Genomic DNA, 16637 nt, shown 5'->3' with positions numbered 1-16637 from the left:
GCCAGCCAGTTCGGGAATTGACCCCCACGGCAGCGTGGCTGCCTAAGGAGTGCCTGAACTGGCCGAGGGCTAGCGCCAAAGGGTGATGCCGCCAGCCAGTTCGGGAATTGACCCCCACGGCAGCGTGGCTGCCTAAGGAGTGCCTGAACTGGCCGAGGGCTAGCGCCAAAAGGTGGTGCCGCCAGCCAGTTCGGGAATTGACCCCCACGGGGCCTGCGGTCACGCACTCCGGTCGGCCAGGTAGGCCATCACATACCGCTGCATCGCCTCGGCCGCCGGCGACAGGCTGACGCCGGCCCGGCAGATCAACCCGATCCGGCGCTCCAGGCGGGGTTCCGCCAGGGGCACGAAGCGCAGCCGGGCATGCTCCTCCTGGAACGCCAGGCGCGGCAGGGTGGTGATGCCGATGCCCGCCTCGAGCATGGCGGTCAGCGAGATCATGTTGGAGATGTACAGGGTACTGCGTTCGAGCAGTTCGGCGGCCGGTGAGCCCTCGAGCAGACGCGAAGTTCCGTTGCGGATCAGGGTGTGTCCGACCAGCTCGCGCCAGTGGAGTCGCTCCTTCGTGGCTAGTGGGTGGTCGTCTCGGCACACCACGCCGATCGCATCGTGCAGCAGCGCAATGAAGTCCAGTCCCTGCTCGGGTTGCCAGAGGCTGGTGATGCCCAACTCCACCTCGCCGGTCAGCACCATCTGGCTGACCAGTTCGGAGTGGCCATCCTGCAGGCTGATCTCGATGCCCGGGAAGTCGATCACGAAGCTTGCCAGGATGCCGGGCATCAGCCGGCTGGCCACCGAGGGCACCGTCGCGATGTCCACTCGACCGGCCTGGTGGCAGGCCATGGCCAGGGCATCGCGGCTTACCCGGTCGTGGTGGGCCACCAGTTCACGAAAGCGCGGCAGGCACCATTGACCGAAGGGTGTCAGCGCTGCCTTGCCATTGCCCTTCTCGAAGAGTGGCTGTCCGAGACGTTCCTCGAGGTCGCGCACCGCCATGGAGATCGCCGGCTGGCTGCGATGCAGATGCTTGGCCGCGGCATGGAAGCCGCCCTGGTCGGTGATGGCCAGCACGCAGCGAAGCGGCTGGAGCTTCAGTTCGGGCAGCATGGTAAGTCTTCCTGATCATTTTATCGTATTTATTGATTATCCTTATCTTGGTGGCTCTCCTAGGATGACGTCAACGCTATCCAGGAGGTATCCCATGTCCCATTCCTATCCGCTTTTCATCGCTGGCCAGTGGCGCGAGGGCGAGAGCACCATCGCCAACCACAGCCCCTCGGACACCAGTGACCTGATCGGCCACTACGCCCAGGCCAGCGCCGCCCAGGTGAACGAGGCCATCGCCGCGGCCAGGCAGGGCCAGCGCGAGTGGGCCAGGAGTGGCCTGGAGCAGCGCTATGGGCTGCTGATGGCCATCGGCGACGAGTTGGCGGCCCGCAAGGAGGAACTGGGGCGTCTGCTCTCCCGCGAGGAGGGCAAGCCCTTGGCCGAGGGGATCGGCGAGGTGGGCCGCTCGGCGCAGTTCTTCCACTACTACGCCGCCGAGGTGCTGCGCCAGATCGATGAGCGGGTGGACTCGGTGCGCCCCGGGGTCGAGGTGGAGACCCGTCGCGAGCCGGTGGGGGTGGTGGGGGTGATCAGCCCCTGGAACTTCCCCATGGCCACGGCGGTATGGAAGATCGCCCCGGCGCTGGCCTTCGGCAATGCGGTGATCTTCAAGCCCGCCAACCTGGTGCCCGCCAGCGCCTGGGCGCTAACCGAGATCATCAGTCGCCAGGCACTGCCCGCCGGCACCTTCAACCTGGTGATGGGCGCTGGCGGCAGCGTCGGCGAGGCACTGATCTCGAGCCCCGAGATCGATGCCCTGACCTTCACCGGCTCACTGGACGTGGGGCGCCGCGTGGCGGCGGCCACTGCCGGCAACCTGGTCAAGTGCCAGCTGGAGATGGGTTCCAAGAATGCGCTGATCGTCGCCGAGGACGCCGATCTCGACCTGGCCGTGGAGGCCGCCTACAACGGTGCCTATTCGGGCACCGGCCAGAAGTGCACCGCTTCGTCACGCCTGATCGTGCATGAGGCGATCCACGATGCCTTCGTCGAGAAGCTGGTGGCCCGCCTGGCCAGGGCCAAGGTGGGACCGGCCCTGGCGGAGGGGGTGCAGATCGGCCCGGTGGCCGAGGCCCGTCAACTGGAATCCAACCTGGCTTGGATCGAGCGCGCCAAGGCAGACGGCGCCGCGCTGGTCTTCGGCGGCGAGCGCCTTGAGTGCGGCAGCGACGGCTATTTCATGGCGCCGGCCCTGTTCACCGAGACCACCAACGCCATGGCCATCAACCGTGAGGAGGTCTTCGGCCCCATCGCCTGCGTGATCAAGGTCGCGGACATGGACGAGGCCATCGCGACCCTCAACGACACCAACTTCGGCCTCACCGCCGGCATCATCACCGACTCCCTGAAACTGGCCAGCGAGTTCAAGGCCCGCGCCGAGACTGGCTGCGTGATGGTCAACCTGGCCACTGCCGGCACCGACTACCACGTGCCCTTCGGCGGTCGCAAGGACTCGAGTTTCGGCCCCCGCGAGCAGGGCCGCTATGCCCGGGAGTTCTACACCGTGGTCAAGACCTGCTATGTCAAAGCCAACTGATGCCAGGCTCGAGGAGCATTCCATGACCAAGCAAATCCTGACCGTCGACGGCCTGCAGTACTCCAACTGGTCCCGGGAGATCTTCCAGCAGATGCGCGAGGGCGGCGTCGATGCCGTCCATGCCACCCTGGTCTATCACGAGACCACCCGGGAGACCCTCTCCCGGCTGGGGGAGTGGAACCGTCGCTTCGATCAGCACGCCGACCTGATCATGCCGGTGCTGGCGCCCGCCGATATCCTCCGTGCCCGGGAGGCCGGCAAGGTGGGGATCTTCCTGGGGGCCCAGAACTGCTCGCCCATCGAGGACGATATCGACATGGTGGCGGTGATGCGCCGCCTGGGCCTGCTGATCATGCAGCTCACCTACAACAACCAGAGCCTGCTGGCCTGTGGCTGCTACGAGAGCGAGGACAGCGGCATCACCCGCTTCGGGCGCCAGGTGATCCGCGAGATGAACCGGGTCGGCATGGTGATCGACATGTCCCACAGCGCCGAGCGCTCCACCCTCGAGGCCATCGAGTTCTCCGAGCGGCCGGTGATCATCTCCCATGCCAACCCCGAGTTCTTCCATCCGGCCAAGCGCAACAAGTCGAACCGCGTCCTCGCGGCAATCGCCGAGAGCGGCGGCCTGCTGGGCTTCTCGGCCTACCCCTTCCACCTCAAGGATGGCCCGGACTGCACCCTGGAGGCCTACTGCGACATGATCGCCCGCACCGTCGATCTGATGGGCATCGACCATGTGGGCCTGGGTACCGACCTCTGCCAGGACCAACCGGTCTCGGTGCTGGAGTGGATGCGCAATGGTCGCTGGTCCAAGGAGATGGACTATGGCGAGGGCAGCGCCAGCAATGCCGGCTGGCCGCGACCGCTGCCCTGGCTGCGCGACAGCCGCGACTTTCCCCAGCTGATCGAGGGGCTGCGACGGCACGGCTTCGCCGAGGAGGAGGTCGAACGCATCATGGGACGCAACTGGGTGGCACTGCTCGAACGTGCCGCCGTGCCGGTATCTTCCTGACGCCCATCGCCCTCTCACCATAACAACGATACAACGAGGCACTCCCATGACTTCACCATCCCAAGCGTTAGACTCCCACACTGGCAAGCGACTCCAGTCCCTGGGTGATCCCGTCGTGCTCGGCCTGAGCAGCGGCTTTATCGTGCTCTTTGTGGTCCTGTCGCTGTATGACATGGAGGGCGTGGCCGATGCCATCGGCGCCGGCTTCGCCTGGACCGCCACCGTGCTCGGCGCCTATTTCCAGCTACTGCTGCTGCTGACTTTCTTTATCGCCATGGGACTGGCGGTCTCGCCGGCGGCCAGCGCCAAGGTGGGCGGCCTGGACACCCCGGAGCTGAGCACCTTCAAGTGGCTCTCCATTATCATGTGCACCCTGCTGGCCGGGGGCGGGGTCTTCTTCGCCGCCGGCGAGCCGGTCTACCACTTCGTGGTCACACCGCCGGCCTTTGACAGCGAGCCGGGCACCGTGGAGGCGGTGGCCGGGGCGCTCGCCCAATCGTTCATGCACTGGGGCTTCCTGGCCTGGGCGGTGCTGGGCTCCCTGACTGCCGTGGTGCTGGCCTACTGGCACTATGACAAGGGCCTGCCACTGCAGCCGCGCACCCTGCTCTACCCGGTGCTGGGGGAGCGCCTGATGCGCGGCTGGGTCGGCGGCGTGGTAGATGCCTGCTGCGTGATCGCCGTGGTGGCAGGGACCGTGGGGCCCATCGGCTTTTTGGCGACCCAGGTCAGCTTCGGCCTGCATGAGCTGGTCGGTGTCCCCGAGGGCTATGCGACCCAGCTGGTGATTCTGATCGTGCTCGGCGCGCTCTATGTCACCTCGGCGGCCACCGGCATCCATCGCGGTATTCAGCTGCTCAGTCGCTTCAATGTCTTCCTGGCGCTGGCCATCGCCTCGGTCATCTTCCTGTTCGGGCCGACCCTCTTTCTCACCAACGCTTACCTGCAGGGCTTCGGCGAGTACCTGAGCTCCTTCCTGGCCATGTCCACCATGACCTCGGAAACCGCCCCGGGCTGGTGGATGCAGTGGTGGACGGTGTTCTTCTTCGCCTGGTTCATCGGCTATGGCCCGCTGATGGCGATCTTCGTGGCGCGCATCTCCCGGGGGCGCACCATCCGCCAGATGATCCTGGCGGTGGCGGTGATGGCGCCCATCGCCACCACGGTGTGGTTCACCCTCCTGGGCGGCTCGGGGATCCACTACCAGCTCAGTGGGGTGATCGACCTCGGCGAGGCGCTCAACAACTTCCAGTTCGATGTGGCGACCCTCACCGTGGCCCAGGCGCTGCCCGGCGGCACCCTGATGGCCCTGGCTATCCTGCTGCTGACCACCATCTTCGTGGCCACCACCGGCGACTCCATGAGCTATGCCATCGCCGTGGTCTGCACCGGTCACGACCAGCCGCATACTGCCGTGCGCATCTTCTGGGGCGTGGTCATGTCGCTGATGGCGGCCATCCTGCTCTATATGGGGGCCGGTCAGATCGGCGTGCTGCAGCAGTTTATCGTGATCACCGCGATTCCCGTCTCCCTGGTGCTGCTGCCCTCGCTGTGGCTCGGCCCCCAGGCGGCCTATGCCATGGCACGCCAGCAGGGTCTTACCACTCGTCCCAAGGTGATCGTCAATGACTGATACGGAAAGCTTGGCGGCGACCCCCTTGGGTCTGCGTCCCGCCGATGAGGTAATGCAACTCGAGCGGCTCGGCAGCCTGCATGCCACCCGGCTGAGCTTCGTGCGCAGCCTGGTGCGCCAGATGGCTCGTCAGCGGTGGCAGATCAGCCGGGTGCGCTTCGACCTGGATGCCAACGGGCATGGTACAGCCATCTATCGGCTGCAGACGCCCCATGGCCGCTACCACGGCGTGATGTTCGCCCAGCCGCTGGATGATGCGCACCGCTCCGACCGGGTGATCGCCGAGGCCTGGGACGTGACCTTCGGCATGGTGGAGGGCGACGTTGACGACAGCCTGCTGGCCCAGATGGCCGCCAATGTGCCGCTCCAGGAAGCGGGGCGTCAGCACCCCAGGGTGCTGGTGCTGTCGCGGGCCAACAAGAGCCTGCGCAACTTCGCTCACTTCGTCGAGGCGCTGTCCCGTGGCGAGCAGCCCGACCCCGCCTGGCTGACCCGCGTCGGCTATCTCTATCGCACCACAGCGGTCTACGGCAACGGCAAGTTCGGCATCGCCGATTTCGCCCGATTGCTGGACAACCCTGATTTCCGGCGACCCTTCTCGGCACAGATGGCTGGTGTCTACCTGCTGCGTCACTTCTCCATCGAGCAGGTGGAGCACCTGGCAGCCTGTCGTGCACCCGCGACCGCCTGCCCGCTGGCCACCGAGCTGCGCCGCTACCTGGGCATCGGCAACTCAACGGGGCTCGGCATGGCGCCCTTCCTGATCAATCACCCCCAGCTGATTGCCCAATGGGTCGCCCAGCGGGAGACGGCGCTGACGCTGGCCCTGCGCCAGGTGCCGGAGGAAACCGATCGTGCTCGTCTGATCGAGTTGACCCGACGCGCCATGCGGCATCTCGATGAGACTGTCACCGAGGATGCCGAGCAGAGCGAACGCAATGCCGCTACCGTGGCCGCACTTCCCGATGTGCTGACCTGGCTTGAAAGCGTGCCGCTGGACGCCGACCTCTGGCAGCAGCTGGTCGAGTGGAGCGTTCGAACCCTGCCACTGGAAGCCCAGGAGCTGATCAATACCCTGTTGATCGAGCTCTACCCGGACCAGGTGGATGCCCTGGAGGATCACATGGGGGTTGAAGAGAACCTCGATCTCGAGCCCGACATGCCGCTCATGCGCCTGCGACAGTTGATCGAGACCCACTATGGATGGGCACTGGCCTACGACTACGATAGCCCGGAAGGCGCCTACTGGTTCTGGTATCGCTCTGCCGAGAAGGAAGAGCCGCGGCTCGGGGTGCGCCATGCCGAACCCGGGGCCGAGAAGGAGATACCCATCGCGATGGGGCCACGGGTAGCGCGGACCCACCGGGACATATGCGCTTTCCTCGAGGTCCAGCCGCGAGCCAAGGTGGTCGACTTCCTGCTCGAGCATCCTCGCCACAAGGGAGTCGTGCGCCGCATCCAGACCCTGGCCAAGGCGCCCTATGGCGATATTCATGCGAATCTCTGGCATCGCGACATGAAGCCGATGCACCTGCTGCGCACCAAGCTCTCCTTCTTCGGGGCGAGCCGTTTCGATCCCAAGTCGGACCTCTGGGTGCGGATCACCCTGTTCCAGGGAGCACCGCTGGTAGAGGAGCTCAATGCCGAACCGGAAGACCTGAGTGATTTCGATGACTGGAGCTTTCCCCTCGAGCCCCGCCGAGAGGGCGGGCTAGTGAATCCCCAGTCATTATCGGGGGAGGTATCCGCATGAAGGTGTCATTCAACGAACTGCAAGGGCTCTGCCGCAAGGCGTTCAGCGGGATCGGCTTCGAGGAGGGCGATGCCGCCGATGCCGCCGACATGGTCGCCTGGATGCAGTGTCACGGCTTCAACGGCATCGATCAGCTCAATCGCGGCCTGGACTTCCTGCTTGCGGAGGATCCCGAGGCGCTGCCCCGGGTGATCTACCAGGATGGCGATCTAGCGGTGCTGGACGGGCAGGGCCACAGCGTGCTGCGCAGCATCAGCCTGGCCACCGAGCTCGGCTTTGCCAAGGCCCGGGCCCGGGGACTCTCGGTGGTGAAGATTCGTCGCTGTCACAACCGCCAGCTGATCATGGGCTACCTGGCGCGCCTGGCGGGGCGCGGCATCAATATCACCGCCTTCTGGCGCAATGCCCAGGAGCCGCTCACCGAGCAGGTGGTGGGGTTCCGCGCGGGCCACACCACGCCTGAGGTGCGTATCTACTCGGTGCCTGACGTGCCCGAGGAGAACGAACCCAATGACGGTATCACCCTGGTGATGGCCAATCATGTGGAGCTGCTGCCCTCCCTGGGTACCGATCACGATCTGGACCTGCTGGCCCGCCACTCCGAGTCGGAGCTGCTGGCCTGTCGCCAGCAGGCGCTGCAAGACGGGATCGAGGTGGATGACGCCATCTGGGCGCGTCTCAAGGCGCTGGCCCATCGCCTCCTGGTGGAAGCCAGCGAGGCTTCACGCGGCGGCGCCGGTGCCGGCGTCAATGACAACGACTGACCTTCCAACTTCACGAGACGTCTCCATGATCCATCCAGTTGCCACCGACCTCTATGCCGCCAAGGCCCCGCTGGAGTGGGCTGTCATTGGTAACGGCATCCTCTTCACCGCCCAGATTCCGATCGGCGCCGATGGTGCCGTCGTCGACGGTGGTATCGAGGCCCAGACCCGACAAACCCTCGATAACCTGCGTCACACCCTGGTTTGTGCCGGGGGTGACATGCACGACCTGACCCAGGTGCTGATTTACGTGACCCGTCGCGAGGACCTTGCCACGGTCAATCGCCTCTATGCCGAGACCGTCAGCGCACCCTATCCCAACCGCGCCGCCATCATCGTCTCGGGGTTCGCCCGGGAGGAGATGCTCGTCGAGATGGTGGCCTATGCTGCCATGCAGGAGACCACCAACGGCGAGACGTGCTGAGAGCGACATTCTCATATCCATTCGCTCACCTGCCCGATGCCAGGCCATTGTCCTGATGACGGGCGGGTGACACCATGCCGATGATGTCCGTCGTCGCCCGTGAAGGGTCGGGAAGTCAACGATATCGCGTCACCTCACAAGCACAACAACGAGCCCGCCATGACCGTCGAGACCGTCACCCCCCAGCGCCGCTTCCGCGGCAGGCCCCGTGGTCGTGACCTGCCCCCTGTCGCCCTGGCCTCGCTGCGCCAGTTGCTCGGCGACGAGCGCAAGGACGCCTCGCTGCGGCGCCGCGATCGGCTGATCGAGCACCTGCACGCCCTCCAGGACGCTTACGGCCACCTGTCGCTGGTGGCCCTGCGGGCGCTGGCCGCCTACATGGCCCTGCCCATGGCGGCGGTCTACGAGACGGCGACCTTCTATGCCCACTTCGACGTGGTGCATGACGACCAGGCGCCGCCGCCGGCGGTGACGGTGCGGGTCTGCGATTCGCTCTCCTGCCAGCTGGCTGGTGCGGCGACGCTCAAGGCGCAACTGGAGGCCGGCGTCGACCCGCAGGCGGTGCGGGTGGTACGGGCGCCCTGCATGGGCCGCTGCGAGACGGCGCCGGTGGTGGAAGTGGGGCACCACCATGTGCTGTTCGCCACCGCCGAGGGCGTGGAGGCGGTGGTCGATACCGGCCACTTCCATCCCGAGGCGATTCTCTGGCAGCGCCTGGCGGCCTATCGCGCCGAGGGTGGCTATCGGCTGCTCGCCGACTGCCGCGAGGGACGCGTCACCGTCGAGGCGCTGATGGCGGCGCTGGAGACCGCCAACCTGCGCGGCCTGGGCGGCGCGGGCTTTCCCACCTTCAAGAAGTGGCACTTTGTGCGCCAGGAGCCGGGGCCGCGCTATTGCGCGATCAATGCCGACGAGGGTGAGCCCGGCACCTTCAAGGACCGCGTCTACCTGGAGCGCTCGCCGCACCGCTTCCTCGAGGGGGCGCTGGTCAGCGCCTGGGCGGTGGAGGCCGAGGCCCTCTATCTCTACCTGCGCGACGAGTACCCCGGCCTGCACCGGGTGCTGCGCGAGGCGATCGCCGAGCTGGAGTCTGCCGAGTTGGTGGCGCCGGGCTATATCGTGCTGCGTCGCGGTGCCGGCGCCTACATCTGCGGCGAGGAGTCGGCGATGATCGAGTCGCTGGAGGGCAAGCCGGGCAAGCCGCGCCATCGCCCGCCCTTCGTTGCGCAGCAGGGGCTCTTCGACCGGCCGACCCTGGTCAACAACGTCGAGACCGTCTATTGGATTCCGCTCATCCACGAGAAGGGCGCCGACTGGTTCGCCGGCCACGGCCACCACGGCCGGCAGGGCCTGAGGAGCTTCTCGCTCTCCGGGCGGGTCAAGCGGCCCGGCGTTCACCTGGCCCCCGCCGGCATCACCCTGAACGAGCTGGTCGAGGAGTACGGCGGCGGCATGGCCGAGGGCCACCGCCTGGCCGGCTACCTGCCCGGCGGTGCCTCCGGGGGCATCCTCCCGGCCAGCAAGGCAGACATTCCGCTGGATTTCGATACGCTTCAGGAACACGGCTGCTTTATCGGCTCGGCGGCGATCATCGTGCTCTCCGACCAGGACGACCTGCGCGCCGTGGCCACCAATCTGCTGGCCTTCTTCGCCGACGAATCCTGCGGCCAGTGCACGCCGTGCCGGGTCGGCACCGAGAAGATGCTGACCCTGCTCGAGCGCGACGCGTGGGACGTCGAGGCGCTCGAGCGGCTGGCGCAGGTGATGCAGGACGCCTCCATCTGTGGCCTGGGCCAGGCGGCACCCAATCCGGTGCTGAGCCTGCTGCGCGACTTCCGCGGTGAACTCGCCGCCCAGAACGTCATCGTCAAAGGGTAAGGAGGCAGACCATGCAGACCACGCAGACCCCGAACGCCGAGACCTTTACCCTGACCCTGGATGGCGTGGAAGTGACCGCCCATCCCGGTGAGACCCTCTGGCAGGTCGCCAAGCGCGCCGGCGAGACCATCCCCCACCTGTGCTTCAAGGACGCCCCCGGCTACCGCAGCGACGGCAACTGTCGCGCCTGCATGGTGGAGATCGAGGGCGAGCGCGTGCTGGCGGCGAGCTGCCTGCGCGAGGCCACCCCCGGCCTGGTGGTCAAGAGCGCCAGCTCCGAGCGCGCCCGGGTCTCCCGCGAGGGCGTGATGGAACTGCTGATCGCCGACCAGCCCGAGCGCCACGACGGCCCCGACCGCTCCAGCCACTTCTGGGCCATGGCCGATCAGCTTGCCATCGATGCCGCCGCGGTGCGCGAGCGGCTGCCGGCACGCAGTGAGCGAGACGCCCCCACGGTGCACCATGTCGCCGAGCGGTCGGCCTCGCTCCCCCATGCCCAGGGCCATGACGCCAGCCACTCGGCGATGGCCGTCAATCTCGATGCCTGCATCGCCTGCAACCTCTGCGTGCGCGCCTGCCGCGAGGTCCAGGGCAACGACGTCATCGGCCTGGCCCACCGCGGGGCGGCGTCGAAGATCGTCTTCGACTTCGACGACCCCATGGGCGACAGCACCTGCGTGGCCTGCGGCGAATGCGTTCAGGCCTGCCCCACCGGGGCGCTGATGTCGGCGACGCTGATCGACGCGCAAGGGCGGGGCGACTCCAAGATCGCCGATCGCACCGTCGATTCGGTCTGCCCCTACTGCGGGGTGGGTTGCCAGCTCACCTACCACATCAAGGACGAGCGCATCCTCTTCGTCGAGGGCCGCGACGGCCCCTCCAACCAGAACCGGCTGTGCGTCAAGGGGCGCTACGGTTTCGACTACCCCTACCATTCCTCGCGGCTGACCCGTCCGCTGATCCGCAAGCCGGGCGTGCCCAAGGGGCTCGACCCCGACTTCGACCCGACCACACCGCTGACGCATTTCCGCGAGGCGAGCTGGGAGGAAGCGCTGGATCTCGCCGCCGACGGCCTGAAGGCAATCAAGTCGGCCCAGGGGCCCGATGGCCTGGCCGGCTTCGGCAGCGCCAAGTGCTCCAACGAGGAGGCCTGGCTGTTCCAGAAGCTGGTGCGAACCGGCTTCGGCAGCAACCACGTCGACCACTGCACCCGGCTCTGTCACGCCAGCTCGGTGGCGGCCCTCATGGAGTGCATCGGCTCGGGGGCGGTGACAGCCTCCTTCATGCAGGCGCTCGAGTCTGATGTGGTGATCCTCACCGGCTGCAACCCGGCGATCAACCACCCGGTGGCGGCCACCTACTTCAAGCAGGCGGCGCGTAATGGCACCAAGCTGATCATCCTCGACCCCCGCGGTCAGGCGCTGGACACCTACGCCCACCGCAGCGTGCGCTTCACCCCCGGCGGCGACGTCTCGCTCTACAACGCCATGCTCCACGTCATCGTCGATGAGGAGCTCTATGACCAGGCCTACATCGATGCCCACACCGAGGGCTTCGAGGCGCTCAAGGCCCATGTGCGCGAGCTGACCCCCGAGGCCATGTCGCCCGCCTGCGGCGTCGCGCCGGCGCTGATCCGCGAGCTCGCCCGGCTCTACGCGACCGCCGACAAGGCGATGATCTTCTGGGGCATGGGCATCTCCCAGCACGTGCATGGCACCGACAATGCGCGCTGCCTGATCTCGCTGGCCCTGGCCTGCGGCCAGACCGGACGCCCCGGCACCGGGCTGCACCCGCTGCGTGGCCAGAACAACGTCCAGGGCGCCTCCGATGCCGGCATGATTCCCATGGTGCTGCCCGACTACCAGCCGGTGACCGACGCCCAGGTGCGCGCCGCCTTCGAGGAGCTGTGGAACACGCCGCTCGACGCGACCCCGGGGCTCACCGTGGTGGAGATCATGGATGCCATCGCCGCCGGGACCATCAAGGGCATGTATATCCTCGGCGAGAACCCGGCGATGTCCGATCCGGACCTCGACCATGCCCGGGCGGCGCTGGCCAAGCTCGAGCACCTGGTGGTGCAGGATCTGTTCGTCACCGAGACCGCCCAGTTCGCCGATGTCATCCTGCCGGCCTCGGCCTGGCCGGAGAAGGACGGCACGGTGACCAACACCAACCGCCAGGTGCAACTGGGGCGCGCCGCCGTGCCGCTGCCCGGCGAGGCGAAGCCCGACTGGTGGATCATCCAGGAGCTCGCCAACCGCCTGGGCCTGGGCTGGCATTACACCCACCCGCGCGAGGTGTTCGCCGAGATGAAGCAGGGCATGCCCTCGCTCGACCACATCAGCTGGGAGCGCCTGGAGCGCGAGGGCTCGGTGACCTATCCCTGCCCCGCCGACGACGCCCCCGGGGCCGACGTGGTGTTCAGCGATGCCTTCCCCACCGCGAGCGGGCGGGCGAAGTTCACCCCGACCCGGCCGCTGCCGCCGGATGAACCCATCGATGGCGACTACCCCACGGTGCTCATTACCGGGCGCCAGCTGGAGCACTGGCATACCGGCTCCATGACCCGCCGTTCCCGGGTACTCGACGACCTCGAGCCCGAGGCGGTGGCGAGCCTCGCCCCGGCGGAGCTGGTGCGCCTGCGCCTGACGCCGGGCGAGCCGATCACCCTCACCACCCGGCGTGGCGCCATCACCCTGAAGACGCGGGTCGACCCGCAGATGGTGGAGGGGATGGTGTTCGTGCCCTTCTGCTATGTGGAGGCGGCGGCCAACCTCCTGACCAATCCGGCGCTGGACCCCGATGGCAAGATCCCCGAGTTCAAGTACGCGGCCTGCCGCCTCCAGCCTGCCTGAACATTGACATGCCAAAGGGCCCGCGCGATGGCGGGCCCCGGCGGGTATGGCGGAAGGCTTAGCCGCGAACCACCTGCAGGCTCGGGACACTATGCCCCAGGTTCTCCTGCATCCGCTCGCTGTACCAGTCGATGAAGTCGATCACCCCGAACTCGTAGGTCTCGGAGTAGGGACCCGGCTCGTAGGCCTTCGAGTTGATGCCGCGCTGGTTCTCCTCGGCCAGGCGTCGATCCTGGTCGTTGGTGGCGTCCCATACCCGGCGCATCGTCTCGGGATGGTAGTCGACCCCCTCCACGGCGTCCTTGTGCACCAGCCACTTGGTGGTCACCAGGGTTTCCTGAGGGCCCAGTGGCAGCACTCGGAAGGCGATGGCATGGTCGCCCAGGAAGTGGTTCCAGGAGTTGGGCAGGTGGAGGATGCGCAGCGAGCCCAGGTCAGGGCTCTCGAGCCGGCCCATCAGCTTGTTGCACGCCGCCCGTCCATCCGTGGTCATGGAGACGACACCATCGAGCAGCGGGGTGCGGGTCAGACGATTGCGCCCGCCGAAGCGCTTGAGCTGCCAGGGCACCTGCTGCTCGTCCCAGTCGGCCTGCTTCTTCGCCACCAGCGTCTTGTAGGCTGGGGTGGCGCGCGGGTCGTCGGTGTCGTCGAACTCCAGCAGGGAGTTGAGCAGCTCCGGGTGGGCGCCGTTGCAGTGGTAGCACTCGCGGTTGTTCTCGATCACCAGCTTCCAGTTGGCCTGCTCGACGATGGAGGACTCCACCGCCACCTTGGTGTTCTCCATGTCGTAGGGTTCGAGGTAGTGATTCAGGGTGGTCAGGAAGTCGTCGATGGCCGGCGGTTCTTCGGCCAGGCTGACGAAGATAAAGCCGCCGCCGGTTTTCACCTGCACAGGCTTGAGGCCGTAGGCGGCGAGGTCGAAGTGATCGCCCATGTCGCTGCCGGCGAACAGCAGGCGGCCGTCCAGTTCGTAGGTCCACTGGTGGTAGGGGCAGACCAGCTTGGCCACCTTGCCCTTCTCGCTGACGCAGAGCCTGGAGCCGCGGTGGCGGCAGACATTGTGGAAGCCGTGCACGGAACCGTCGTTGCCGCGCACCAGGATCACCGGGTTGTCGCCGATCTCCAAGGTCATGTAGTTGCCCTTGGCGGGAATCTCGCAGGTCATGCCGGCGAACAGCCACTCCTTCTCGAAGATCTCTTGCATGTCCAGGGCGAATAGCCGGGCGTCGTTGTAGAAGGGCTGGGGCAGCGAGAAGTTGCGCTGGCGGTTGACCAACATCTCGACGGTGGCCTCGCCTGCCGATGCGAGGGGATCATCCAGGCGAGCGGGAAATATGGGGTCCATTGCGATACGTCCTCTTGCAGGGCCGCTCGGGCGGCCTGGGGATTGTTCGGGGAGAACCGGGATCCTGTGGATGGCCGCTCACGGGCGATGACTGTGACGGGGTGTGACGAGTGTGAATCAGCGGCCTGGAGGGCAGTTGTCTCGCCGCGACGCCCGGTGATACGGCAGCGACGCGACGCGCTACGATAGATGGCCAGGCCGGAGGCCACGGGCATGTCGGTGTCGCTGGCAGGCAAGTCGCGGAACATCAGCCTGCGCAGAATGCGCACAACGGCAACCGGTAGTACCGCAGCCGGAGACATTTTTGCTGCAGCCCGGGTGATACGATAATGACAACGAGCTTTCTCAACCCCGTCACGACCCAGACCTGGACCAACGGCCGTCACCTGGTGCGCTGCGTCAAGGTGATCCAGGAAACCTGGGATACTCGCACTTTCTGCTTCATGGCCGAACAGCCTGTGATGTTCTTCTTCAAACCCGGGCAGTTCGTGACGCTGGAGTTGGAGATCGATGGCCAACAGGTGATGCGCTCCTACACCATCTCCAGCTCGCCGTCCGTTCCCTACAGCTTTTCGATCACCGTCAAGCGCATCCCGGGGGGAATGGTCTCCAACTGGCTGCACGACAACCTGAGGATCAACGACGAGCTGGCCGTCCATGGGCCGGTTGGCAACTTCAATATCATTGACTACCCCACCGACAAGGTGCTGATGCTTTCCGGTGGTGTCGGGATCACCCCGCTGATGTCCATGGCACGCTGGTTCTTCGACACCAACGCGGCCGTGGACCTGCAGTTCGTGCATAGCGCGCGGACGCCGCACGACATCATTTTCCATCGGGAACTCGAACACATCTTCTCGCGGATTCCCGAGTTCAGCCTGCACATCGTCTGCGAACGCAGCGACGAACTGGGGGATGCCTGGGCCGGTTTTCGCGGCTACCTCGGCCTGCCGATGCTCGAGCTGATGGCGCCGGACTTCATGGACCGCGAGATCTTCTGCTGTGGCCCCACGCCCTACATGGAGGCCATCAAGCAGCTGCTTCGGGTAAAGGGCTTCAACATGGAGCACTACCACGAGGAGTCCTTCGGTGCCACGCCGTTGGCTATCCAGGAGGAGGTGATCGAGCACGTCGAGCAGGCCGAGGCCGAGGCCGAGGGGTTCGATCTTGCCGAGATGATCAGCGTCGAGTTCCGCCAGTCGGGCAAGAGCGTGCGCATCCAGCCGGGCGAGACGGTGCACAGCGCCGCCGCCAAGCTGGGCCTGCATATCCCCAAGGCCTGCGGAATGGGGATCTGCGGGACCTGCCGCGTGCCGTTGGACACTGGCCAGGTCGACATGGAACACAACGGCGGTATCACCGATGAGGACGTGGCGGACGGCTATATCCTCTCCTGCTGCAGCAAGCCGCTGGGCGACGTGGTGGTGAACTACTGAGGCCTGCATCAGGATAGCGCTTGCCTAACATGGCTGGCGGGTTGTGCATGAAGAAGGTCGTCTGACAGCCCTCCCCGTTGGTGGCCGATCATCAGGGTGGCCCCGCTCAGCCTCGGATGCCGATGGTGCGCCCGGCCAGTTCCGGCCAGGCGCCGGCTTCGGCGTGGGGCAGCGCGGCGATGGCCGCCTCCACTGGGGCCGGGAAGGACGCCGGGCGGCCACTCTCCTGATTCATGCCCATCAGCATCTGCTCGCTGGTGGCCAGCAGGTTGTCGTCCTCGTCGAACAGCTCGAGAAAGAGGTGCAGGCGCTTGGCGTCGCGATCCAGCAGGGTCAGCGCCACGCTCAGCGGCTGCCCCTCGTGGGCCTCGCGGCGGTAGCAGAGATGGGTCTCCAGGGTGTAGATCGTATAGACGTGGCGGGCGCGGCCCGCGGCGTCCAGGCCGATACGATCTATCAGCGCCTCCAGCGCCAGGGAGAAGACCCGGGCGTATTCGGCATCGTTCATATGGCCGTTGTAGTCGACCCACTCGGGGGCGACGCGGCTCTTCAGGATGATCATCAGATGCCTCCCTCCAGGCCCTCGGCCTCGGGCCAGTACTTCTGTACCAGGTTGAGCAGCTTCACCAGTAAGTCGTCGGCGGCACAGGTGACGGCGCAGGTGAGGATCACATTGCGATTCATGGTCGGCTCCTGTCAGCGAATGGCGTGAGGGGTAATAACCTCATGGTTTCAAAGGGCATTGCCTCCATCAATGCGTGCATTTGCACTAGTCATTGGTCGCGCCGCGCGCGCCTGGCCATAGTCATTTTCACCAGCAGTAACCTGCATGACATGGCAAGCAAGGGGCGACAGCAACCGGCATCAAGGGGCCGGAAGCGCCCTGGCTG

General features: G+C 66.3%; 13 protein-coding genes. 9 read left to right on the top strand and 4 right to left on the bottom strand.

Annotation, left to right across the window (positions count from 1 at the left end; genetic code table 11):
- Nucleotides 1-219: 219 nt before the first annotated feature.
- Complete coding sequence (locus ACM26W_RS18655; RefSeq protein ID WP_416138452.1) at nucleotides 220-1107, bottom strand: LysR family transcriptional regulator; 888 nt, start codon at nucleotides 1105-1107, stop codon at nucleotides 220-222.
- Nucleotides 1108-1201: 94 nt separating this feature from the next.
- Here ACM26W_RS18655 and ACM26W_RS18650 point away from each other — a divergent pair, with 94 nt between their 5' ends.
- The 8 genes from ACM26W_RS18650 (at nucleotide 1202) to fdhF (ending at nucleotide 12966) form a co-directional block, all read left to right on the top strand.
- Entirely contained in the window at nucleotides 1202-2644 is a 1443-nt protein-coding gene (locus tag ACM26W_RS18650; RefSeq protein ID WP_416138451.1) for an aldehyde dehydrogenase family protein, read from the top strand.
- Between the two features lie 22 nt (nucleotides 2645-2666).
- On the top strand, nucleotides 2667-3659 hold the full coding sequence (locus ACM26W_RS18645; protein ID WP_416138450.1) for a dipeptidase: 993 nt from the start codon (nucleotides 2667-2669) through the stop codon (nucleotides 3657-3659).
- Nucleotides 3660-3705: 46 nt separating this feature from the next.
- Nucleotides 3706-5292 carry a BCCT family transporter gene (locus ACM26W_RS18640; protein WP_416138449.1) on the top strand — a complete coding sequence of 529 codons (1587 nt, stop codon included), beginning with the start codon at nucleotides 3706-3708 and terminating at the stop codon, nucleotides 5290-5292.
- Nucleotides 5285-7045 carry a hypothetical protein gene (locus tag ACM26W_RS18635; RefSeq protein ID WP_416138448.1) on the top strand — a complete coding sequence of 587 codons (1761 nt, stop codon included), beginning with the start codon at nucleotides 5285-5287 and terminating at the stop codon, nucleotides 7043-7045. The genes ACM26W_RS18640 and ACM26W_RS18635 overlap by 8 nt, the downstream gene beginning before the upstream one ends.
- Nucleotides 7042-7809, top strand: coding sequence for an Ldh family oxidoreductase (locus ACM26W_RS18630; protein ID WP_416138447.1), 768 nt, complete (start codon nucleotides 7042-7044; stop codon nucleotides 7807-7809). Before ACM26W_RS18635 ends, ACM26W_RS18630 begins: the two co-directional genes overlap by 4 nt.
- Before the next feature lie 25 nt (nucleotides 7810-7834).
- Complete coding sequence (locus tag ACM26W_RS18625) at nucleotides 7835-8233, top strand: RidA family protein (RefSeq protein ID WP_416138446.1); 399 nt, start codon at nucleotides 7835-7837, stop codon at nucleotides 8231-8233.
- A gap of 159 nt (nucleotides 8234-8392) precedes the next feature.
- Nucleotides 8393-10111 carry an NADH-ubiquinone oxidoreductase-F iron-sulfur binding region domain-containing protein gene (locus ACM26W_RS18620; protein ID WP_416138445.1) on the top strand — a complete coding sequence of 573 codons (1719 nt, stop codon included), beginning with the start codon at nucleotides 8393-8395 and terminating at the stop codon, nucleotides 10109-10111.
- 11 nt (nucleotides 10112-10122) lie between these two features.
- A complete protein-coding gene (gene fdhF, locus ACM26W_RS18615; protein ID WP_416138444.1) occupies nucleotides 10123-12966 on the top strand; it encodes a formate dehydrogenase subunit alpha in 2844 nt (947 codons plus the stop codon).
- A 58-nt stretch (nucleotides 12967-13024) separates the two neighbouring features.
- On the opposite strand, the gene ACM26W_RS18610 is transcribed toward fdhF, so the two are convergent.
- Complete coding sequence (locus ACM26W_RS18610) at nucleotides 13025-14311, bottom strand: aromatic ring-hydroxylating oxygenase subunit alpha (RefSeq protein WP_416138443.1); 1287 nt, start codon at nucleotides 14309-14311, stop codon at nucleotides 13025-13027.
- A 329-nt stretch (nucleotides 14312-14640) separates the two neighbouring features.
- Between ACM26W_RS18610 and ACM26W_RS18605 the strand changes: the two genes are divergently transcribed.
- Nucleotides 14641-15747 carry an FAD-binding oxidoreductase gene (locus ACM26W_RS18605; RefSeq protein WP_416138442.1) on the top strand — a complete coding sequence of 369 codons (1107 nt, stop codon included), beginning with the start codon at nucleotides 14641-14643 and terminating at the stop codon, nucleotides 15745-15747.
- Nucleotides 15748-15853: 106 nt separating this feature from the next.
- On the opposite strand, the gene ACM26W_RS18600 is transcribed toward ACM26W_RS18605, so the two are convergent.
- The gene (locus ACM26W_RS18600) at nucleotides 15854-16309 is read right to left on the bottom strand and encodes a thioesterase family protein (RefSeq protein ID WP_416138441.1); all 456 of its coding nucleotides are present in this window, start codon (nucleotides 16307-16309) and stop codon (nucleotides 15854-15856) included.
- Nucleotides 16309-16431, bottom strand: a complete 123-nt coding sequence (locus ACM26W_RS18595) for a hypothetical protein (RefSeq protein WP_416138440.1) — start codon at nucleotides 16429-16431, stop codon at nucleotides 16309-16311. The genes ACM26W_RS18600 and ACM26W_RS18595 overlap by 1 nt, the downstream gene beginning before the upstream one ends.
- Between the last annotated feature and the right edge of the window lie 206 nt (nucleotides 16432-16637).

The organism is Halomonas sp. HK25 (genome assembly GCF_047795635.1).
Taxonomy (GTDB): domain Bacteria; phylum Pseudomonadota; class Gammaproteobacteria; order Pseudomonadales; family Halomonadaceae; genus Halomonas.
The sequence above is the reverse complement of the archived record's forward strand: the minus strand, read 5'-3'. Positions and strand labels throughout refer to the sequence as shown.